Source organism: Serratia sp. DD3, from assembly GCF_000496755.2.
In genome coordinates this window covers 44025-64219 of the sequence record NZ_AYKS02000118.1, presented here as the reverse complement: position 1 = coordinate 64219, position 20195 = coordinate 44025, and the positions used below count along the sequence as shown (strand labels likewise).

General features: G+C 51.1%; 19 protein-coding genes. 7 read left to right on the top strand and 12 right to left on the bottom strand.

The window, feature by feature from the left end:
* Window positions 1-19: 19 nt before the first annotated feature.
* Complete coding sequence (rfaD, locus tag IO95_RS21645) at window positions 20-952, bottom strand: ADP-glyceromanno-heptose 6-epimerase (protein WP_037384818.1); 933 nt, start codon at window positions 950-952, stop codon at window positions 20-22.
* A 239-nt stretch (window positions 953-1191) separates the two neighbouring features.
* Here rfaD and IO95_RS21640 point away from each other — a divergent pair, with 239 nt between their 5' ends.
* The gene (locus IO95_RS21640; RefSeq protein WP_023490542.1) at window positions 1192-2388 is read left to right on the top strand and encodes a glycine C-acetyltransferase; all 1197 of its coding nucleotides are present in this window, start codon (window positions 1192-1194) and stop codon (window positions 2386-2388) included.
* Window positions 2389-2397: 9 nt separating this feature from the next.
* Window positions 2398-3423, top strand: coding sequence for an L-threonine 3-dehydrogenase (gene tdh / locus IO95_RS21635; protein ID WP_023490541.1), 1026 nt, complete (start codon window positions 2398-2400; stop codon window positions 3421-3423).
* 33 nt (window positions 3424-3456) lie between these two features.
* Here the strand turns inward: tdh and IO95_RS21630 are convergent, their stop codons facing one another.
* From IO95_RS21630 to gpmM, 3 genes are all read right to left on the bottom strand, one after another.
* Window positions 3457-4392, bottom strand: a complete 936-nt coding sequence (locus IO95_RS21630; RefSeq protein ID WP_023490540.1) for a divergent polysaccharide deacetylase family protein — start codon at window positions 4390-4392, stop codon at window positions 3457-3459.
* Window positions 4393-4547: 155 nt separating this feature from the next.
* Entirely contained in the window at window positions 4548-5879 is a 1332-nt protein-coding gene (envC, locus tag IO95_RS21625; protein ID WP_023490539.1) for a murein hydrolase activator EnvC, read from the bottom strand.
* Between the two features lie 9 nt (window positions 5880-5888).
* Window positions 5889-7433, bottom strand: coding sequence for a 2,3-bisphosphoglycerate-independent phosphoglycerate mutase (gpmM, locus tag IO95_RS21620; RefSeq protein WP_023490538.1), 1545 nt, complete (start codon window positions 7431-7433; stop codon window positions 5889-5891).
* Window positions 7434-7789: 356 nt separating this feature from the next.
* On the opposite strand from gpmM, the gene IO95_RS21615 reads away from it, so the two are divergent.
* From IO95_RS21615 to cysE, 4 genes are all read left to right on the top strand, one after another.
* Complete coding sequence (locus IO95_RS21615) at window positions 7790-8224, top strand: rhodanese-like domain-containing protein (protein ID WP_023490537.1); 435 nt, start codon at window positions 7790-7792, stop codon at window positions 8222-8224.
* Window positions 8225-8336: 112 nt separating this feature from the next.
* Window positions 8337-8819: a protein-export chaperone SecB gene (gene secB, locus IO95_RS21610; protein ID WP_037384815.1), complete on the top strand. Its 483-nt coding sequence runs from the start codon at window positions 8337-8339 to the stop codon at window positions 8817-8819.
* Window positions 8819-9838 carry an NAD(P)H-dependent glycerol-3-phosphate dehydrogenase gene (gene gpsA / locus IO95_RS21605; RefSeq protein WP_023491250.1) on the top strand — a complete coding sequence of 340 codons (1020 nt, stop codon included), beginning with the start codon at window positions 8819-8821 and terminating at the stop codon, window positions 9836-9838. Before secB ends, gpsA begins: the two co-directional genes overlap by 1 nt.
* Window positions 9839-9906: 68 nt before the next feature.
* Window positions 9907-10728 carry a serine O-acetyltransferase gene (cysE, locus tag IO95_RS21600; RefSeq protein ID WP_023491251.1) on the top strand — a complete coding sequence of 274 codons (822 nt, stop codon included), beginning with the start codon at window positions 9907-9909 and terminating at the stop codon, window positions 10726-10728.
* Window positions 10729-10982: 254 nt separating this feature from the next.
* Here the strand turns inward: cysE and trmL are convergent, their stop codons facing one another.
* The 3 genes from trmL to cpxR are packed head-to-tail and all read right to left on the bottom strand — an operon-like array spanning window position 10983 to window position 13579.
* Entirely contained in the window at window positions 10983-11456 is a 474-nt protein-coding gene (gene trmL, locus IO95_RS21595) for a tRNA (uridine(34)/cytosine(34)/5-carboxymethylaminomethyluridine(34)-2'-O)-methyltransferase TrmL (protein WP_023491252.1), read from the bottom strand.
* A 57-nt stretch (window positions 11457-11513) separates the two neighbouring features.
* Complete coding sequence (gene cpxA / locus IO95_RS21590) at window positions 11514-12884, bottom strand: envelope stress sensor histidine kinase CpxA (protein WP_023491253.1); 1371 nt, start codon at window positions 12882-12884, stop codon at window positions 11514-11516.
* Entirely contained in the window at window positions 12881-13579 is a 699-nt protein-coding gene (gene cpxR / locus IO95_RS21585; RefSeq protein WP_023491254.1) for an envelope stress response regulator transcription factor CpxR, read from the bottom strand. Before cpxR ends, cpxA begins: the two co-directional genes overlap by 4 nt.
* Window positions 13580-13727: 148 nt before the next feature.
* Here cpxR and cpxP point away from each other — a divergent pair, with 148 nt between their 5' ends.
* Window positions 13728-14189, top strand: coding sequence for a cell-envelope stress modulator CpxP (cpxP, locus tag IO95_RS21580; RefSeq protein WP_023491255.1), 462 nt, complete (start codon window positions 13728-13730; stop codon window positions 14187-14189).
* Between the two features lie 124 nt (window positions 14190-14313).
* Here cpxP and IO95_RS21575 read toward each other — a convergent pair whose 3' ends face one another.
* The 5 genes from IO95_RS21575 to phnR all read right to left on the bottom strand — a co-directional run bounded on the left by IO95_RS21575 (window position 14314) and on the right by phnR (window position 20194).
* Window positions 14314-15144, bottom strand: coding sequence for an alpha/beta hydrolase (locus tag IO95_RS21575; RefSeq protein ID WP_037384812.1), 831 nt, complete (start codon window positions 15142-15144; stop codon window positions 14314-14316).
* Between the two features lie 287 nt (window positions 15145-15431).
* Window positions 15432-17150, bottom strand: a complete 1719-nt coding sequence (locus IO95_RS21570) for a putative 2-aminoethylphosphonate ABC transporter permease subunit (protein ID WP_023492350.1) — start codon at window positions 17148-17150, stop codon at window positions 15432-15434.
* Window positions 17147-18211, bottom strand: coding sequence for a putative 2-aminoethylphosphonate ABC transporter ATP-binding protein (locus tag IO95_RS21565; RefSeq protein WP_023492348.1), 1065 nt, complete (start codon window positions 18209-18211; stop codon window positions 17147-17149). The genes IO95_RS21570 and IO95_RS21565 overlap by 4 nt, the downstream gene beginning before the upstream one ends.
* Before the next feature lie 156 nt (window positions 18212-18367).
* Complete coding sequence (locus IO95_RS21560) at window positions 18368-19387, bottom strand: putative 2-aminoethylphosphonate ABC transporter substrate-binding protein (RefSeq protein ID WP_023492346.1); 1020 nt, start codon at window positions 19385-19387, stop codon at window positions 18368-18370.
* A 99-nt stretch (window positions 19388-19486) separates the two neighbouring features.
* A complete protein-coding gene (phnR, locus tag IO95_RS21555; RefSeq protein ID WP_023492344.1) occupies window positions 19487-20194 on the bottom strand; it encodes a phosphonate utilization transcriptional regulator PhnR in 708 nt (235 codons plus the stop codon).
* Window position 20195: the final 1 nt, after the last annotated feature.

Here is a 20195-nt window from a genome sequence, read left to right as displayed (position 1 = left end):
GTAAATTCGTTCCTTCAGCTTAAGCGGTACGATCCAACCAGGCCATGTACTCTTTAACGCCTTCGGCGACGGTTTTGAATGGTGCGCTATAACCGGCTGCGCGCAATTTGGTTTGATCCGCTTGCGTGTAGGCCTGATAGCGGCCTTTCAGTTTTTCCGGGAACTCAATATATTCCACGGCACCTGATTGATGATAATCCACCACGGCATCCGCCACCGCCTGGAAGGTTTCCGCCCGGCCAGTACCGCAGTTAAAAATACCGGATACGCCGTTTTGCCAGAACCACAGATTCACTGCCGCCACGTCGCCGACATAAATAAAGTCACGCTTGAAGTTTTCACTACCGGCGAACAATTTGGGGTTTTCACCGCGCTGGATCTGGTTGTTCAGGTGGAATGCCACACTGGCCATACTGCCTTTGTGCCCTTCACGGGGGCCATACACATTAAAATAACGGAAAGCGCATACCTGCGAATCCGCCTCTGGCAAGATTTCACGCACGTATTGGTCGAACAGGAATTTTGAGTAACCGTAGACATTCAGCGGCTGCTCATACTGCCGTTCTTCAATAAAGTTATCGGTGCGACCACCGTAAGTGGCAGCAGAAGAGGCATACAGGAAGGGGATTTGGCGGTCCAGACAGAAATGCAGGAGATCCTTGGAATACTGATAGTTGTTATCCATCATGTATTTGCCATCCCACTCGGTGGTGGAAGAGCAGGCACCTTGGTGGAAAACAGCCTCGATATCACCCAGATCGTCACCCGCCATAATGCTGACGAGAAACTCTTCTTTATCCATATAGTCAGCGATATCAAGGTCTACCAGGTTGACGAATTTGGTGCCATCTTTTAGGTTGTCGACGACCAGAATGTCACGATATCCTTGATCATTCAGTGCCTTAATGATGTTGCTGCCAATCATGCCAGCGCCGCCAGTGACGATAATCATTGGGTTTACCCCTATATTCTGTTTGGTGATGCACCATGCTCACTCTGATATGCCGCCTATAATAGCATTTCATTGCATCAGGAGCATCGGCGGTATGGTTAATATCCTATTCGCTTAATTGACGCTGCCATTTGCCGTGATATCTGCTGCAATTTTAATTTTCTCTGTCGTGTATTGTCGTCAGCTTAGTTATAAATCAGTAAAATATCCCAAAATATCCCTATTTTGGAGATGACTAAATGTCCGCATCCTTTTATCAGCAGTTAGAACAACAACTTGCTACCACTCGTGCCGAAGGGCTATTCAAGGAAGAACGTATCATCACTTCCGCCCAGCAGGCAGATATCGCCGTTGCCGATGGCCGCCATGTTATCAATTTTTGTGCCAATAACTATCTTGGGCTAGCTAACCACCCGGCATTGATCGCTGCTGCCAAGGCGGGCATGGATAGCCATGGTTTTGGTATGGCTTCAGTACGTTTTATCTGTGGTACGCAAGATAGCCATAAACAATTGGAGCAGAAACTGGCGGGTTTCCTGGGGATGGAAGATGCCATCCTCTACTCCTCCTGTTTTGATGCCAATGGCGGTTTGTTTGAAACCTTGCTTGGCCCGGAAGATGCCATTATTTCTGATGCCTTGAATCATGCTTCCATCATCGATGGCGTGCGTTTGTGCAAGGCTAAACGCTACCGCTATGCCAATAACGATATGAATCAATTAGCGGAGCAACTCAAGCAGGCCAAGGCGGATGGTGCGCGTCACATCATGATCGCCACCGACGGTGTGTTCTCGATGGATGGGGTGATTGCCAATCTGAAAGGGGTGTGTGACCTGGCAGATCAATACAACGCACTGGTGATGGTGGATGATTCCCACGCGGTGGGTTTTGTCGGTGCCCATGGGCGCGGGACACATGAATACTGCGAAGTGATGGGCCGGGTTGATATTATTACCGGCACCTTGGGTAAGGCGTTGGGTGGTGCTTCCGGTGGCTATACCGCAGGGAAAAAAGAGGTGGTGGAGTGGTTACGCCAGCGCTCACGCCCTTATCTGTTCTCCAATTCGCTGGCCCCGGCGATTGTGGCTGCGTCGATCAAAGTGCTGGAGCTATTGGAACAAGGGGATGCACTGCGTGAACGCTTGTGGAGTAATGCCCGGCTGTTCCGTGAAAAAATGACCGCTGCCGGTTTTACGCTTGCCGGGGCTGACCATGCGATTATTCCGGTGATGCTAGGTGAGGCCAAATTGGCGCAGGATTTTGCCAACGCTTTGCTGAAAGAAGGTATCTACGTCACCGGTTTCTTCTATCCGGTGGTACCACAAGGCCAGGCACGTATCCGTACCCAGATGTCTGCTGATCACACACCAGAGCAGATCGAACATGCGGTTGAGGCATTTATCCGTATCGGTAAGACACTGGGTGTTATTGCATAAGGTACTTCTATGAAAGCATTATCAAAACTAAAAGCGGAACCCGGTATTTGGATGACTGATGTGCCTCAGCCAGAGCTGGGTCACAATGATGTGATGATTAAAATCCGCAAAACGGCCATCTGCGGTACTGATGTTCATATCTACAAGTGGGATGAATGGTCGCAGAAAACCATCCCGGTACCCATGGTGGTTGGCCATGAGTATGTGGGGGAAGTGGTGGCTATTGGCCAAGAGGTCAAAGGATTCAATATCGGGGATCGTGTTTCTGGTGAAGGGCACATTACCTGTGGGCATTGCCGTAACTGCCGGGGTGGCCGTACTCATCTGTGTCGTAACACCACCGGAGTGGGGGTTAATCGCCCTGGTGCTTTTGCTGAATATCTGGTGATCCCAGCGTTTAATGCCTTCAAAATTCCGGATAATATTTCCGATGAGCTGGCCGCTATTTTTGACCCCTTCGGCAATGCTGTACACACCGCTCTCTCTTTCGATCTGGTGGGTGAGGATGTGCTGGTCTCCGGTGCTGGCCCAATTGGCATTATGGCTGCTGCGGTATGTAAGCATGTCGGCGCTCGTCATGTGGTGATTACCGACGTCAATGAGTATCGTCTCGACCTGGCGCGCAAAATGGGTGTCACCCGTGCGGTGAACGTGGCTAAAGAGGACCTGACGGCGGTGATGGCCGAGTTGGGCATGACGGAGGGCTTTGATGTGGGGCTCGAGATGTCCGGCGCACCACCGGCATTCCGTTCGTTACTCAATGCGATGAATCATGGTGGGCGCATTGCGCTACTGGGGATCCCACCTTCGGATATGTCTATCGATTGGAATCAAGTCATTTTCAAAGGGCTGTTTATCAAAGGGATTTATGGCCGTGAAATGTTTGAAACCTGGTACAAGATGGCGGCATTGATTCAATCAGGTCTTGATCTGACACCGATTATCACCCACCGTTTCTCGATCGACGAGTTTCAGCAGGGGTTTGATGTCATGTGTTCCGGGCAATCCGGGAAAGTCGTCTTGAGCTGGGATTAAGCGGCCAGGAGGAGCCCACGGCGTGCTCCTCCGCTAATCTTGTTGGTTTTGTAGGTTTTGCGTTGAACCGGCCCAGTTCTGCCAATGGCGTTTAATTAATACCACGATGGGTGATTGCGCCACTCCTTCCCCAATCACCTTCAAGGCGTCACCTGTGTTGACCCCCTGTTTCGGCAGCTTAACCTTGCACTGCTTGATGGTGCCGCTAAATGGTGACTTCGGCGTTAGGATGTGTGGTTGCCGTTGCGGTGTATCGCTGCCATGACTTTGCTGTGGTTCATTAAGCAGTGCGCTGGGTTTCACCAGGACGATATCACCGGGCAAGGTCGGCAACATCTGTTGCAGCACTTTTATTGTGGCGGGGCGAGGATGGCCGATGGCGATAGCCGAACCATGACGGCGTGCTACATCAACGGCCCGATTAAACTGCTGGCGGATATCATTCGGGTTGGCGCTATCATCAAGGAACACCTTGCGTTTGATCACCGTTATCCCGGTGCCCGTGGCAGCGCGTGTGGCCTGACTATTTCCAATGGTCATGCTGTCCAGAAAATAGAGCTGGTAGCCGGCCAGCGCCTGCATCACCTTTTGCATCCCCGGTAGGCTGGAGGTCATGGCGCTGCCCATATGGTTATTTATCCCTACCGCATAGGGCACATTATTGACGGCATCACGAATAATGCGCTGAACCTCTTCACTGCTCATGGAGGGTTGCAGCGTATCACGCTCTAGCGACTGTTTGCTGAGCGGAGCCATGGGTATATGGATGAGTATTTCGCGGCCCTGATTGTGCGCTTGGGTGGCGATTTGGTGGGCATGAGGGGAATTAGGCAGGATGGCCACAGAAATGGCTACCGGCATTTGCAGTATGGCATGGTCTTCACGTGGCAGATAACCCATATCATCGATTACAATCGACAACTTTCCTGCCTGCACAGTGCTAGCGAGCAGTAGCGCCCCCAGCAACATGGCGATACCTGTTTTGGTATATACACAAAATAATTCGAGTTGCTTGTAGGCATGGCAGCGATGGAATCCCCAGGAGCATAGAAAACTATGTGACTGGGGTGATTGAGCGCAGCTAACACCCAAGAAACTTGAAGTATAACGGGTATAGTACAAAGCTACCTTCCTAACCATGGCACCGGGTTGACCGCTCGGCCTTGGCGACGAATTTCAAAGTACAGCGACGGTGTACCCTGCCCACCACTGGTACCCACCAAGGCAATGGGTTGGCCAGCACGCACTTGTGCATCGACGTTAACCAACGCACTCTGATTGTAACCGTACAGACTCATATCACCCTGGCCGTGGTCAACGACGATCACCAGGCCGTAACCTTGCAGCCAGTCAGCCAGCAGAACCCGGCCATCGGCAATGGCTTTTACTTCGCTGCCTTCTCGAGCTTCGATCACAATCCCTTTCCAGCGTAACTCACCCTGCAGTTGTTCGCCAAAATTATGTTGGACGCGACCTCGCACTGGCCACATCGCTTGCCCAGATGGCTGACCCAAACCGCCGGTTCGTGCCATCAATGAACGTTCGCTTTCACTGGGTTTATAGCTGGTGCCGGTTTTTTTCGCCTGCTGTTCTTTGACCTTCACTTGTTCACGTACTTTAGTCGCTTCACGCGCTTCCCGTTCGGCGCGGGCTCTAGCTTCACGTTCTGCCCGGGCGATTTGGTCACGTAGACGGGTTTCGTTCTGGCGTAATTCCACTAGCCGCTGTTGATCTTTTTCCAACGAGGCTTCTAATGACACCAAGGTTTTTTTACGTGCACTGCGCGCCTGCTCCAACTTTTGTTGCTGGCTTTGCTGTTCGTTAAGTAGAGATTTTTGTTGACCTTGTTTAGCCACCAGCGAACGTTTCTGTTCCGCCAATTGACGGCGAGTCTGCTTGAGTTGTTCTATGGATTGCTGGCGTGCTTCATTGAGGTAACCGAAATAGGCGAGAATACGTTCGCTACGTTGGCTTTCTTCACCACTGAGAATAAGCTGCAATGCGCCATGCTGCCCTTGTCGAAACGCTGCATCAAGTTGCTTGGCGAGGATTTCTTGCTGGGTGGCTTGTTGTTTTTCCAGTTTGGCGATTGAGGTATTAAGGCCAGAAATATCTTTGCCCAGTACCGTGAGTGTTCCCTGGGTACCATGTAACGCGCGGCTAGCTTGTGCGATGCTTTTTTCTTGCTGCTTGAGCTGATCCTGCAAGGAACTGCGTTTCTGCTGCTGCCGTTTAACTGCCTGCTCTTTTTCTGCGATGCTCTGCTGGATGTCTTTGAGTTGGGAGTTGTTATCTTCTGCACTGTGGCTGGTTAATGGCCACAACAATGCGCCAGCAAAAAAAACACTGGCGCAGAGGGTAGCAAACGACCACCCAGCATATTCAGGCCGTGATAGCTTGCCTGAATATGCGTTTGGCGTTGCCTTTGATAATACAAAAGTGGCCTTCTCCTTCATGGAGAAGGATTATTCCACGATGAACAGCGGCTTACCAGTCATCTCTTGCGGGATTTCCATTCCCATCAATGACAGCATGGTGGGGGCGATATCTGACAGTTTGCCACCTTCTACTGCTTTGGCCGCTTTACCCACATAAATCAACGGTACCGGCAAGCTGGTGTGTGCGGTGTGCGCCTGACCAGTTGCGGGATCGCGCATTTGTTCTGCGTTGCCATGATCGGCGGTGATCAACAGTTGGCCATCAACGGCTTTCACGGCATCAACCACCTGCGCGATGCAGTTATCCAGAGTTTCTACCGCCTTGACAGCGGCTTCGTAAATGCCGGTATGACCTACCATGTCGCCATTCGGGTAGTTACAGATAATGGTGTCATATTTACCGCTGTTGATCGCAGCCAGCAGTTCTTTGGTGAGTTCTGCTGAACTCATTTCTGGTTGCAGATCGTAGGTGGCGACTTTGGGCGAGTTGATCAGCAGACGATCTTCACCTTTAAATGGCTCTTCGACACCGCCGTTATAGAAGAAGGTGACATGAGCGTATTTTTCGGTTTCGGAGATGCGTAGCTGGGTTTTATTGTGTTTCATCAGCCACTCACCGAAGGTATTGGTCAGTGACTCTGGCGGGTAGGCACTGGCCGTCTGAATATCGGCTGCGTACTCGGTCAACATCACGAAATCACAGAATTTGACCACTTTGCTCCGTGGGAAACCATCGAAATCGGCATTCACAAAGGCACGGGTGATTTGACGCGCACGGTCAGCACGGAAGTTCATAAAGATAAGTGCATCACCATCATTCATGGCGGCAGAGGCTTCACCTGCGGCCTGAATCACGGTGGGTTTGACGAATTCGTCGTTCTCATCACGAGCGTAAGCCGCTTGCAGTGCGCTGACTGCGTTATCTGCAGTATATTCGCCCTTTGCCTGAGTCATTAGATCATAGGCCAATTGCACCCGATCCCAACGGTTATCACGGTCCATGGCATAGTAACGGCCCACCACCGATGCGATGCGACCACAACCCAGTTGGGTAAATTGGTCATTGAAACGTTTCAGTGTATTTTCAGCACTGCGCGGTGGTGTATCACGACCATCCAGGAAGGCATGCAGGTAAACCGCTTTGGCTCCCCGTTGTGCTGCCAGTTGGACCATGGCCAGAATATGGTCTTCATGGCTATGTACGCCTCCTGGGGACATCAAACCCATAATATGGACCGCTTTACCCGCTTTTACTGCGTTATCGACAGCGTTGGTCAGTATTGAGTTGGTGAAGAAATCACCCTCTTTAATCTCTTTGTCCAGACGGGTCAGATCCTGATACACGATACGCCCGGCCCCCAAGTTAACGTGGCCCACTTCCGAGTTACCCATCTGGCCATCGGGTAAGCCGACATCCAGGCCTGAAGCGGCAATCAGGGTATGTGGCTGTTGCTGCCACAGTTGATCCATCACGGGTGTGTTGGCATTCAGGATCGCATTATCCTGTTGCTCTTCCCGGTAGCCGTAACCGTCCAGGATCACCAGTACCATGGGCTTTTTCGTGCTCGACATTGCAATAACCTCTTTTATGATCGCTATACGTGTCATCTTTCAAGTAGCTATTAACGGCTTGTCACTTGAAGGATGATAGGTATACAAGTTGTGAATAGCCATCAGCCCACAGGAGTGATGGCTATTCACTCTCCCAAACCGGGTAATTCTACAACGTAGCTGGCTAAAAAGAACCCAGAGAGATCAAATATGCACTTAACGATGGTGCATTTCTGGCTCTCATCAGGGTATTTTTCCAATTTACTCCGCAGTTTCTGCATTCCGGTCTTGCTTATTGGCTGTATTTGCCGCATTCGGCAGGTATACTCTGAAGCCTTGACTTATTTTCCCTTAACTGACGGGAGTTGTTACCCCCCATGCTGCAAGAAATTATGCTATTTGTTAGTAGGAACACCATACTGAGCCTGGCTTGGGTCGCTTTACTGATTGCTGTGATCGTCATGACCTTCAAGAGCCGTTTCTCTAAGGTGAAAGAGATCGGTCGAGGTCAGGCTACCCTAATGATTAACAAAGAAGACGCGGTTATTGTCGATATCCGCAGCCGTGATGATTTCCGTAAAGGCCATATCGCCAACGCTATCAACCTGACGGCAAGCGAAATAAAAAGTGGCAGCTTTGGCGAGTTGGAAAAGCACAAAGCTCAACCTGTGATTGTGGTTTGCGCCAATGGTACGACTTCTCGCGCGTCAGCAGAAAACCTGAGCAAAGCCGGGTTTGAAAACGTTTATACTCTGAAAGACGGCATTACGGGCTGGAGTGGTGAAAACCTGCCATTGGCTCGCGGCAAGTAAGTTTTTATTCGCTCTGGCTGACGGGGTATCCCAGTCACAGAGTGTCAATAAAGATAGTTAAACAATAAACATAGTTAAACAATAAACATCGTTAAACAAGGATATTACACACATGTCAGAACAAAATAGCGCAGAGATGGCTTTCCAGATCCAACGTATTTATACCAAAGATATCTCATTCGAAGCACCACAGGCTCCGCAGGTATTCCAGCAAGAGTGGCAACCAGAAGTGAAACTCGATCTGGACACGGCCTCGACTCTGCTGGCAGATGAGGTGTACGAAGTGGTACTGCGTGTTACCGTAACCGCTTCTCTGGGTGAAGAAACTGCTTTCCTGTGTGAAGTTCAACAGGCAGGGATTTTCTCTGTATCTGGTATCGAAGGTACACAGTTGGCACATTGCCTGGGTGCATACTGCCCGAACATTTTGTTCCCTTATGCGCGTGAGTGCATCACCAACCTGGTTTCTCGCGGTACATTCCCACAGTTGAATCTGGCCCCTGTCAATTTTGACGCACTGTTCATGAGCTATTTGCAGCAGCAAGCGGCGGAAACAGCGGGAACGGAAGGTGCTGAACCGCGTCAGGATGCCTGATGAGTAGCGTCAATGCTTCAATGACTGTCATCGGTGCCGGCTCGTACGGCACCGCATTGGCTATTACACTGGCACGTAACGGTTATCCGGTCGTGCTCTGGGGGCATAACCCCGAACAGATCCAAATTATGCAGCGTGATCGCTGCAATCAGGCGTTTCTGCCTGATGTCCCCTTCCCCGATACTTTGTTGCTTGAAACCGATTTGGCTCGTGCGCTGGCCGCCAGCCGAGATGTGCTGGTGGTCGTTCCCAGCCATGTTTTTGGCGATGTACTGCGCCAGTTGAAGCCCCATCTGCGTCAGGATGCTCGTATTGTCTGGGCCACCAAAGGGCTAGAAACCGAAACCGGCCGCCTGCTGCAAGATGTAGCACGGGATGCGCTTGGGCCGGATATCCCACTGGCGGTGCTGTCTGGGCCCACGTTTGCCAAAGAGTTGGCGGCAGGGCTGCCTACGGCTATCGCGCTAGCAGCCACGGACCAACAGTTTGCCGATGACCTGCAGCAATTGTTGCATTGTGGCAAAAGTTTCCGCGTGTACAGTAATCCGGATTTTATCGGCGTGCAGTTAGGGGGCGCGGTTAAAAACGTGATTGCAATTGGTGCCGGGATGTCAGACGGAATTGGTTTTGGTGCTAACGCCCGTACCGCATTGATTACCCGTGGCTTGGCGGAAATGAGCCGCCTGGGTTCAGCATTGGGTGCCGATCCGGCCACTTTTATGGGGATGGCTGGGCTGGGTGATCTGGTATTGACCTGTACTGATAATCAGTCTCGCAACCGGCGTTTCGGTATTATGCTGGGGCAAGGTATGGGAGTAAAGGAAGCCCAAGAGGCAATTGGTCAAGTGGTAGAGGGCTACCGCAATACCAAGGAAGTATTGGCACTGGCGCAGCGTTTTGGGGTGGAAATGCCCATTACTGAGCAGGTTTATCAAGTGCTGTATTGTGATAAAAATGCCCGTGAGGCAGCATTGAGCCTGCTTGGGCGTACCAAGAAAGACGAAAAGCGCAGTGTTTGATCCCCGAGGTATTGCTCGGGTGCTGGAGTGATGGCGAAAGGCTGTTTTTTTGAGGCGGAGAAAAAGGGATGTCGTCAGAAGAGTTAGCACAGGTGTGGAACAATATTAAATCAGAAGCGAGGGCATTGGCTGAATGTGAACCGATGTTGGCCAGCTTTTTTCATGCGACCTTGCTCAAGCATGAAAATCTGGGCAGTGCACTGAGTTATATTCTGGCCAATAAATTGGCTAACCCCATCATGCCAGCGATTGCCGTGCGTGAAGTGGTGGAAGATGCCTACCGTTCTGATGCACAGATGATTGTTTCCGCCGCCCGCGATATTCTGGCGGTACGCTTGCGTGACCCTGCTGTGGATAAATACTCAACGCCATTGCTCTATCTGAAAGGTTTCCATGCCTTGCAGGCTTACCGTATTGGTCATTGGCTATGGAAGCAAGGCCGTCAGGCTTTGGCTATTTATCTGCAAAACCAAATCTCCGTCGCTTTTTGTGTCGATATACACCCGGCCGCCAACATTGGTTGCGGCATTATGCTCGACCATGCCACCGGTATTGTGATCGGTGAAACCGCCGTGGTGGAGAATAACGTCTCTATTCTGCAGTCGGTGACGCTGGGTGGGACAGGCAAAACCGGGGGGGATCGCCATCCGAAAATCCGTGAAGGGGTGATGATTGGCGCGGGGGCTAAAATCCTCGGCAATATTGAAGTGGGCAAAGGGGCAAAAATTGGTGCAGGTTCGGTGGTATTACAGTCGGTTCCGCCACATACCACCGCTGCTGGCGTTCCCGCGCGTATTGTTGGTCGCCCGGAAAGTGATACTCCTTCCATGGATATGGATCAGTACTTCAACGGCGACAATAACGGATTTGAATATGGCGACGGGATCTAGCGCTATACACTAAATAATTCGAGTTGTTGGCAGCGCGGCGCTGCGTTGGCTACGCTCGCTCACCCGAATCACTTACCCATGTAAGCTTATCGGGGTTAATAAACCTCTTCCATGAGGTTCACCCTGCGGACCAGCGCTTGCCGTCTACCTGCAATTTCTTTGAACTTGGGTATATACCCCAGTGAAATCAAGTTGCCGGATAAAAGCACGGTGCACTTTTGAACACCACTCTCGCGTAATATCAACTGTACGCGCTACTCTTTGATTAGTGCACCTGCGTAGTCCAATTGGCGCCAGGCTTCATAAACCACCACCGAGACAGCGTTTGACAGGTTCATACTACGGCTCTGGGCCAGCATGGGGATACGAATTTTCTGTTGTGCAGGTAGCTCATCCAGAATACTGGCGGGCAGGCCGCGGGTTTCTGGGCCAAATAGCAGATAATCCCCAGCCTGGTAGCTGACCGCACTGTGTGCTGGTGTGCCTTTAGTGGTCAGAGCGAATAGCCGCTGGGGGTTTTCGCTGGCGAGGAAAGTCGCATAATCGGCATGGCGCTTGATGCTGACAAACTCATGGTAATCCAGCCCGGCTCGGCGTAGGCGTTTATCATCCCAAGGGAACCCCATCGGCTCGATCAGATGCAGTTGGAAACCGGTATTAGCACACAGACGGATAATATTGCCGGTATTAGGTGGAATTTCGGGTTCAAATAAAACGATATTCAGCATGTCAAAAGCCTCTCACGACGAGGCGAGCAGAATAACAAAATCTTGTAACGCTGGCGATTAACGCTGATGTAATGGCAGCCATAATACCAAGCGTAACCCACCCAACGGACTGTCTTCTGCTTTGATCCAGCCACGATGCTGATTGACGGCGGCTTCCACAATGGCCAAACCGAGACCAGATCCACCGGATTGACGGTCACGGGCTTCATCGGTGCGGTAAAATGGCCGGAAAATCTGTTCGCGCTCTTCCGGGCTGACACCGGGGCCATCATCATCGACCACGATAGTAATGCCCTGATTATCAACACTAAATGCCACGGCGATCTGCGTATGAGAATAACGTAAGGCATTGCGGATAATATTTTCCAATGCACTATCCAGCGCCGCAGGGTTACCATAGAGGGTCCAGGGGCCTGGGGGCGCGGTGACAGCCAGTTGTTTCCCCATCTGTTCGGCTTCAAAACCGGCGTTATCCAGCACCTCGGCCCACAATTGATTGGCTTTCACTAGTTCGCGTGCCAGTTCGCTCTTTTGCTGCCCACGAGATAACTGCAGTAAATCGTTAATCATTGAATCCAGGCGTTGGGCTTCCATTTCAATCCGTGCAAGCTCATGCCCTTCACCGTGGCGGCGACGCATTAACGCGGTTGCCAACTGTAGACGGGTTAATGGGGTGCGCAATTCGTGGGAAATATCAGAAATCAGCCGTTGCTGGGCAGTCATCATTCTTTCGAGCGCGCTCACCATCTGGTTAAAACTGGCGCCGGTGGCCAGGAACTCTTGTGGCCCGGACTCCAGTTCCGGGTGCTGCTTCAGGTTGCCGTGAGCCACATCATCGGCAGCATTTTTCAACTTGCGCGCAGGTTTAGCCAGGCTCCAAGACAACCAGAGCAATAGCGGGGCGCTGATCAGCATGGTGAAAATCAGCATCATTAATGGCCTATCAAACAGCAGATTAATAAAATCTGATTGCGGGCTGTTGGCGGGCCTGATCAAGTACAACTGGTAATTATCTTCACCATCACTAATCGAGAAAGGACCGACTAACTCTACTCGGCCATACTTTTTCTTTTTCGGTTGGTCTGAGTTATCTGATTGACCGATGAAATTGCGCACCACCTGCATCTCATTACGCTGTGCGCCAATCACTCGCCCTTCGCTGGTGACCAGCAGCAGGCGCTGGCCCGGTGGAGCCCATTTCTCGATGGCACGAAACAGCCGCCGCCACCACATCAAGTCATTGGGCGGATCGTTTTGCAGCTCAGCCTCGACGTGCTGCTCCAGCATCACCCCTTGCCGCTGTTCGCTGTCTAGCAATGAGGTCATTTGGCGTGAATCAAGTTTGGGCACCATCAACACCAGCATCAGCACCAACGCTAATGTGAACCAGAAAATAGCGAAGATGCGTGCCGTCAAACTATTAATCATGTAGCAGATACCATCAAATAACCGCGACCACGCAAGGTTTTGAACCAAGGATGACCATCTTTACGGTTCGGCAATTTACGCCGTAAGTTGGAGATGTGCATATCAATCGCGCGATCAAAGGGTGTCAAACGTTTACCCAGCACTTCCTGGCTGAGTAACTCGCGGGAAACCACCTGCCCAAGATGCTTTGCCAGCAAATAGAGTAAGGTAAATTCGGTACCCGTCAGCTCCAACTCATGCCCATCAAAACTGGCTTCTTGGCGACCTGGGTTGAGTTGCAGGCCATCTACATCCAGCGTAGGGGCACCGTTATCCATAGTCTGCTGCTGTTCGTTCCAGTTGGAACGGCGCAGAATAGCCCGGATACGAGCAAGCAGTTCGCGGTCATTAAACGGTTTCGGCAGATAGTCATCCGCCCCCAGTTCCAGGCCAAGAACCCGATCCAGTTCACTACCGCGTGCTGTCAGCATGATCACGGGCGTCTGGTGATTCTGGCGCAGCTCTTTCAAGGTATCGATACCGTTTTTCTTCGGCATCATGATATCGAGCAACAGCAGATCGATGGAGCTGTCTAGCAGCGACAACGCCTGTTCACCGTCGTAAGCGACGACAATGTTAAACCCTTCCATTTCGAGCAGTTCTTTCAGTAGCGAGGTTAACTCGCGGTCGTCGTCAACTAACAGAATTTTATTCATTGTGCTTTACCTCCAAAGGCAAAATACGCTATCAACTGCTGGCATTCCATGACTTTACGTAGTTTTACATGCACTGACGCATGTTTGCAGGTACGGCGATACACTGCTCTTCGTTGATTCGCAAAGTCAGAAAGCGCGAGGAGCTCAAATGTTTAAGGTAGGCGCAGTGGTTATGGCATCAATGCTAGTGATAGGTTCTAGCACTCCTGCTTTTGCTGCACCGAAAACTGACCTGCCTTATGTTGATGACTTTTTACTTGGAACCTCAGGTCAGAATCACATATTTGATGGCGTTGACCTTACTGAACAGCAACGCCAGCAAATGCGCGACTTAATGCGCCAGGGTCATGACGACCCGCCAGGGGTTAATGTAGTAGAAATAGACACCATGTATAAACTGGTGACGGCAAATAAATTTGATGAAGCCGCCGTGCACGACCAGGCGGAAAAAATGGTTCATCAGCAGGTAAAACACCAGGTCGAATTGGCCCGGATACGCAACCAAATGTATAACCTGCTGACACCAGAGCAAAAAAATGTTTTAGACCAGAAACATCAGCAACGTATGCAGCATATTTCTGGTTTACAAGGAACTTCTGCCCAGAAGTAGAGTACGACTGAGTAAACCCTGTTTTTCCTTGCCATAATACCATCCCTATTTTCCCCGTCGTAATGGCGGGGCTTTTTTTATCCGGCGTCAGTCAATATTCCTATTTATTTAATAAAATCATCGGTCAGGCTTTTTCGAACAACGCCTGCAATGAGTTAACCAACAGACCATCCGCGCGTTCAAATTCATACAACTGAGTAAAATGGTCATCGTGACCCACTTCTTGATAGGTGACATCACACCCAATAGCCTTAAGCCCGTCATAGAGCTCTTGAGAATGCCTTATCAGCTCAGGTAACTCCCCACCACCAACATGAACAGCGGTTGGTCCACCTTGGGTGAGTTTATTGATGGGGCTGTATTTCTCTATCTCTTCACCGGTTAATGCTAGTTTCTCATTCAACCAGCATAGGCTGATAGGTTGTAAATCAATCAACGCGCTGATTGGCATGGAATGTGAAATCAGCGGGTGGCTGCGGTGAATAGCGGTTAAATGGCCGCCAGCGGAATGGCCACCAAGACAGACTTTACCTTGGGTAATATTAAATTCAGCACGATGCTGATGGAGGTAATCTAAGAGTAGGCCAATCTCGCTAACTATTTGTGTCATTGATGCATCGGGCGCTAAAGTGTATTCGGCGAGAATAACATTAATCCCTGCATTTAAAATGCCGTTGGCAATAAAGGCAAAATCCTCTTTGTTACAGTTCTGCCAATAGCCGCCGTGGATAAAAATAAAGGTAGGGCACCCTTTTTTGTCGGCAGGGAAGTAGTCGAAGGTGGTTCTTGGGGATGAGTGATAAGGTATGTTTCTTTGTGAGCTCTTTTCTGAATATAATTTTTTGCTTCTGGCCTGAAACTCACCTAGTAGCTCGGCAAAGTTTTTAACGGCTTTAGTATTATTGTATGCAGCATCTAATTGCTCGCGAGTCATTCCTTTGTATACTTCTTTCATCTTAAATATTCCTTATCTATACCCGTCGCCAATCAAGCTGCGAAAATCTTGGCGATGCTCAAACGTTTCTACCGCTGAAGTCGGGTTATTCGGGTTTTGCTAAAAACACGTGCCAAGCCTACCACTGCCGTTTTTTATTGGTTAAGCATAATGTGTGCTTTATTGCGCGTATTACCCGATAAAGGAGGTTAGTTTAGTCTTACCGTTGATGCCTTTCCCGCCGATGCCGCGAGAGGGGAACCTCACTCTCGCGGATCTCTTATCTCTTAACTCTTATCTTTTATCTCTTAACTCTGGCGCCAGCGCTGAGTTCTTTCCAACAGTGCGCGGCTGAGGCCAAGCTGAATAAGCTTAACCGTAGCCGCTGCCAGCAAGATCAACGTTGCCATGGCGGCCGCGGTGGCGGTATCCCCGGAATCCTCCATATTCAGCACCGCAACCGAAGCCAACACCGTGTCGCTGGAGTAGAGGAAGATCACCGCCGAGGTGGTGGTCATGGCGTTAACAAACAAGTAGATGAAGATCTCCAATAAAGCAGGCAGTGAGGCTGGCAGGGTGATCCGCCAGAATGTTTTCCACTGCGAAATACGCAAAGAGATGGCAACCAGCTCCAGCTCTTTCGGTAACTGCTTCAGGCTGGTCAGCGCGGTCATATGGCCCACTGTGTAGTAGTGGATCACACAAGAGAGCACCATCAACGGCAAAGTACCGTATAGAGCACTTAGCAAACTGTCAGCACGGTTAAAAAAGAAGATATAGCCCAACCCCAGCACCAGCCCGGGTACTGCCAGCGAAAGCATGGCAAGCAGGTGGATGAGGTGGCGCAACGGGGCGAAATACTGCCCTTTCTCTTGCACCCAGGCGATGACCATGATGATAACCGTTCCACTGATGGCCGTGAGCGCCCCCAGTTTTAGCGTATTGATAAAGGGTTGCCAGCCATAAACACTATTACTGTTAAAGGCGTAGTGATCTAACGTCAAATTGAGTTTATAAGGCCAGAACTGTACCAGCGATCCATAGATGGCCATCCCCACCAGGGCGAAAAACAGCAGCGCCCACAGGCTGCACCAAAGCAGAGCCAGTAAGTCCCGCAAGCGATGTGGTGCTGGTTGATAGGGAACTGACCGGCTATTACTTTGTTCCTGCATCTTACTGCGCACCCGGTGCTCCAGGGCAAAGCTCAATAGCGCTGGCAGCAAAAGGATGACGCTGGTCACCGCACCCAGTGAAAAGTTTTGCAGCCCGACAACCTGGATATAGATATCCGTCGCCAACACACTAAACTGCCCGCCGATAACTTTCGCCACCCCGAAGTCACAGATAGTGAGCGTGAAAACGGCAATCGCCGCACTGAGCAAACCATAGCGAGCAGCGGGCAACGTCACGGTGAAAAAGGTTCGCCAGGCAGGGCTACCGAGCACCTTGGCCGCCTCGTAAAGGCGTGCATCACTATGACTGAGAGCGGTAATAAGAATCATCAAGGCATGAGGAAAGCACCAAAAACTGAGGCCCATCACGATACCAATGGGGCCATAGATGCTCGCATCACCCAGTAACCCTTTGGCAATCCCCTGGTTACCAAACCAGTAAACCAGACTGATAGCCGGTAACAATGAGGGCATCAGGAGAGGAATAAGAGCAATCAAGCGGAACAGGGATTTCCCGGGCATGCAAGTACGGGTCAGCGCATAGGCATAACCAAAGGCGACAGTGACCACCAATAGCGTAATGCTCAAGCCAAGCGAAAGGGTATTACTGATGGTACGCCCCAGCGATGGGGTGGAAAGATAATGACGGAAGTTGGCAAAGCCGACCCAGCTACCGTCACTGTCTTGCAGGCTTTTTTGCAGCATGGCGAGCACCGGGAACAGCAGCCCACCTGCGAACAAGGCAATCCCCAGTAGCAACAGAATCAACTGTAGGCCCTTATCGCGGCTCCAACTACCCCATAACCGTTGCCAGATTGAATAACGAGGAACGGTGGTAACAAGATGCTGTGTCATGCGGCTTTCCCATAAAAAGGTTGCATAGCACTGGTGGGCCAGTGCAGAGAGCACGCCATGCCACTGCGCCAGTCTTGACCTTCATCGTTAGAGAGTTGTACCAGCAGCCGCTGGGGGCCCATTAGCGTATCGGCCAGGCAGATCAACCGCTGGGCAGAACCGAGAAACTCCACTTGCTCAATCCTGGCTTGTAGCCCTTGCTGCGCTGGTGGGGCCAGGCTGATAGCTTCAGGGCGGATAGCCACCTGCAACGTACTGCCTGCAGCGGCATGATTGGTCAGCGGCAGCGGCTGCTCGTTAAGACGCACCTGCTGAGCATTGAGTACCTGCGTATCGAGAAAGTTCATACTGCCAACAAAGCTGGCAACAAAACGGCTTGCGGGATGGTGGTAGATCTCCTGCGGCGTCCCGACTTGCACAATGGTGCCATGTTCCATCACCACAATGCGGTCTGCCATAGTGAGCGCTTCTTCCTGATCGTGAGTCACCATAATTGTGGTGATCCCCAACCGTTGTTGCAGGGCACGAATTTCACTACGCAGATGAGTACGTACCAGCGCATCGAGGGCACTTAGGGGTTCATCCAGTAGCAATAACCCCGGGGATAAAGCCAAAGCCCTGGCTAAAGCCACTCGCTGTTGTTGGCCACCTGAGATTTGGCTTGGATATTTATTCGACTGCGCACCAAGGCCAATCAAGGCGAGCCAATGCTCCACCCGCTCTTTTACTACCTGACTATCGAGCCCTTGATTTCGCAACCCAAACGCAATGTTCTCCGCCACTGTTAGATTAGGGAACAGGGCATAAGACTGGAATACAATGCCAAAATCCCGTCTCTGCGGAGGGAGCTGTGAAATATCGCACCCCCCTTGCCAGATTTCACCGCTGTCTGGCAGATCAAGCCCGGCGATAGCCCGTAATAAGGTGGTTTTTCCACACCCGGAGGGGCCGAGAAAACAGACAAACTCCCCTTTCTTTACGGTCAGGGAGATATCTTTGAGTGCCTGAAAGGCCTTGAAGTGTTTGTTAAGGTGTTTGATATCCAGATAGGGCTGGGTCATGACAAGGCTCGCGGCTATTTTTGGTCTATACCAATTTAGCGTTGAAATATGACGATGCCATGAATAAACAGTGACAAGCTGATTAAGGCGCGACTAACCAAGGGGAAGACAACCAGCACAGACCGACGATGGTCAGCCTGTGCGGTAACAACCCGCTTATTTTTTAGCTTCAGTCTTGCCAGAGAAGTTAGAGTTCCAGCGGGTCAGTATATTGTCACGCTCACGGGCCGCCCAGGCAAAATCATTCTTGATCATCTGGCTGTTGATATCAGCCGGGTAACCTGGCCGAGCTTGTGCCACCTGTGGGATGGCAACCACAGCGAACGACTTGTTATACAGCCTGTTAGCCTGTTCTGTTGCCGCGAAATCCAGCAACTGCTGCGCGGCTTGCAACTTGCTGGTGCCTTTGATGATAGCGGCGGCTTCCATATCCCAACCGGAGCCTTCTTTGGGGAAGATCACTTCAATGGGGGCGCCTTTAGCCTTAAGGCTCGCAGCAGGGAAATCAAACGAGATACCGACCACCGTTTCACCGCTGGCCGCCAGTTTACAAGGTGCTGAACCTGAATGGGTATAACGGCTGATATTCTGGTGCAGGTCATTCATAAACTGCCAGCCTTGCTGTTCCCCCATGGTCTGTAACCAACCTGCGACGCTCAGGAAGCCAGTACCCGAAGAGCTGGGATTAGGCATGATCACTTTACCCTTGTAGATAGGCTTAGTGAGGTCAGCCCAACTTTCTGGGGCAGGGATCCCTTGTTTTTTAGCCTCTACCTCGTTAAAGCAAATGGCGCTGAAAAAGGCATCCAGCCCAATCCAGTGAGGTTGTGCCTTGTCGTCACGGAAACGGCTATCCAGTTTCTCCAACCCTTTAGGGGCATACCCTGCCAGCATTTGCTGTTGATCGAGTTGCATCAGGCTGGTGGCGGCCAGCCCCCATACTGCGTCGGCTTTAGGTTGCGCTTTTTCTGCCAACAAGCGCGCCGTAACCACCCCAGTAGAATCGCGCACCCACTTAATATTTATATCCGGGTGTTGCTGTTCGAAAGCGCTTTTTAATTCAGCCAGTTGCTCGGGCTCGAAGGCGGTATAGACAGTCAGATCGGTATTAGCCACTGCCGGTGCAGCGATACCGGCAATCAGCGAGGTGATGAGCAAAGAAGTTATCGGTTTCATGTTTTCTCCAGCAAAATTGGTATAAACCAGATGATATGGGAGAAAGATTAGGGGATCTTTATGACACCCCCGTGACGTCAATATGACAACTTGATGCGTTTAATCTTGGGTATCCACTTCAATTTCCAGGCTGTCGTGACGCCAATACTCCAGGTCAAAATCCAGTACCTGCCCATGCTGATCGAAGTTAAGTCTCTCCAAGCGAAGTGCCGGTAGCCCCGCCGTGGCCCCTAAATGGCTGGCAACCTCATCCGGTAGCGCCGTGGGGTAAAAGGTCACCTGCATACGGGCGTAATGTAACCCGTAATGGCTCTGGTAAAGCTCAGTCAAGCTGCCATTGAGATTGAGATCTAACAGGCCCGGTACGCGTTCAGGCAGGCAGTAGTTCTCGCAATAACAGATTGCCCGCTCATTGGCAAAACGCAGCCGCTTGAGCAGGAAGATACTGTCAAATGGCTTGAGTAACAGCCGATTAAGCAGAAACGGTGGAACAGCTTTACGGCCCTTTTCCAGCAATTCGGTGCGCGGTTCACCGCCCTGTTCACGCACTATCTGGTGAAAATTGGAGGTATGCCGTGGTTTGAGTTGAAAGCGCGGCGGCGTGACGAACCAGCCCCGGCGATCTTCCCGATAAATAAGGCCATTAGCCTCCAACTGGACTAATGCTTCGCGGATGGTCACCCGGGTGGTGCCATAGAGTTCGCACAACAACCGCTCGGAGGGGAGGCGGTCATTGGCTACCAATCCCCCGGCCTGAATCTGGGTGATAAGAGCATCTTTGATTTGCAGGTATTGCGGTTTCGTCATG

What these genes read in the sequence shown, in the direction of transcription:
- rfaD (WP_037384818.1), bottom strand. Translation starts at nt 952, where the DNA reads ATGATTATCGTCACTGGCGGCGCTGGCATGATTGGCAGCAACATCATT.
- IO95_RS21640 (WP_023490542.1), top strand. Translation starts at nt 1,192, where the DNA reads ATGTCCGCATCCTTTTATCAGCAGTTAGAACAACAACTTGCTACCACT.
- tdh (WP_023490541.1), top strand. Translation starts at nt 2,398, where the DNA reads ATGAAAGCATTATCAAAACTAAAAGCGGAACCCGGTATTTGGATGACT.
- IO95_RS21630 (WP_023490540.1), bottom strand. Translation starts at nt 4,392, where the DNA reads ATGTTGCTGGGGGCGCTACTGCTCGCTAGCACTGTGCAGGCAGGAAAG.
- envC (WP_023490539.1), bottom strand. Translation starts at nt 5,879, where the DNA reads ATGAAGGAGAAGGCCACTTTTGTATTATCAAAGGCAACGCCAAACGCA.
- gpmM (WP_023490538.1), bottom strand. Translation starts at nt 7,433, where the DNA reads ATGTCGAGCACGAAAAAGCCCATGGTACTGGTGATCCTGGACGGTTAC.
- IO95_RS21615 (WP_023490537.1), top strand. Translation starts at nt 7,790, where the DNA reads ATGCTGCAAGAAATTATGCTATTTGTTAGTAGGAACACCATACTGAGC.
- secB (WP_037384815.1), top strand. Translation starts at nt 8,337, where the DNA reads ATGTCAGAACAAAATAGCGCAGAGATGGCTTTCCAGATCCAACGTATT.
- gpsA (WP_023491250.1), top strand. Translation starts at nt 8,819, where the DNA reads ATGAGTAGCGTCAATGCTTCAATGACTGTCATCGGTGCCGGCTCGTAC.
- cysE (WP_023491251.1), top strand. Translation starts at nt 9,907, where the DNA reads ATGTCGTCAGAAGAGTTAGCACAGGTGTGGAACAATATTAAATCAGAA.
- trmL (WP_023491252.1), bottom strand. Translation starts at nt 11,456, where the DNA reads ATGCTGAATATCGTTTTATTTGAACCCGAAATTCCACCTAATACCGGC.
- cpxA (WP_023491253.1), bottom strand. Translation starts at nt 12,884, where the DNA reads ATGATTAATAGTTTGACGGCACGCATCTTCGCTATTTTCTGGTTCACA.
- cpxR (WP_023491254.1), bottom strand. Translation starts at nt 13,579, where the DNA reads ATGAATAAAATTCTGTTAGTTGACGACGACCGCGAGTTAACCTCGCTA.
- cpxP (WP_023491255.1), top strand. Translation starts at nt 13,728, where the DNA reads ATGTTTAAGGTAGGCGCAGTGGTTATGGCATCAATGCTAGTGATAGGT.
- IO95_RS21575 (WP_037384812.1), bottom strand. Translation starts at nt 15,144, where the DNA reads ATGAAAGAAGTATACAAAGGAATGACTCGCGAGCAATTAGATGCTGCA.
- IO95_RS21570 (WP_023492350.1), bottom strand. Translation starts at nt 17,150, where the DNA reads ATGACACAGCATCTTGTTACCACCGTTCCTCGTTATTCAATCTGGCAA.
- IO95_RS21565 (WP_023492348.1), bottom strand. Translation starts at nt 18,211, where the DNA reads ATGACCCAGCCCTATCTGGATATCAAACACCTTAACAAACACTTCAAG.
- IO95_RS21560 (WP_023492346.1), bottom strand. Translation starts at nt 19,387, where the DNA reads ATGAAACCGATAACTTCTTTGCTCATCACCTCGCTGATTGCCGGTATC.
- phnR (WP_023492344.1), bottom strand. Translation starts at nt 20,194, where the DNA reads ATGACGAAACCGCAATACCTGCAAATCAAAGATGCTCTTATCACCCAG.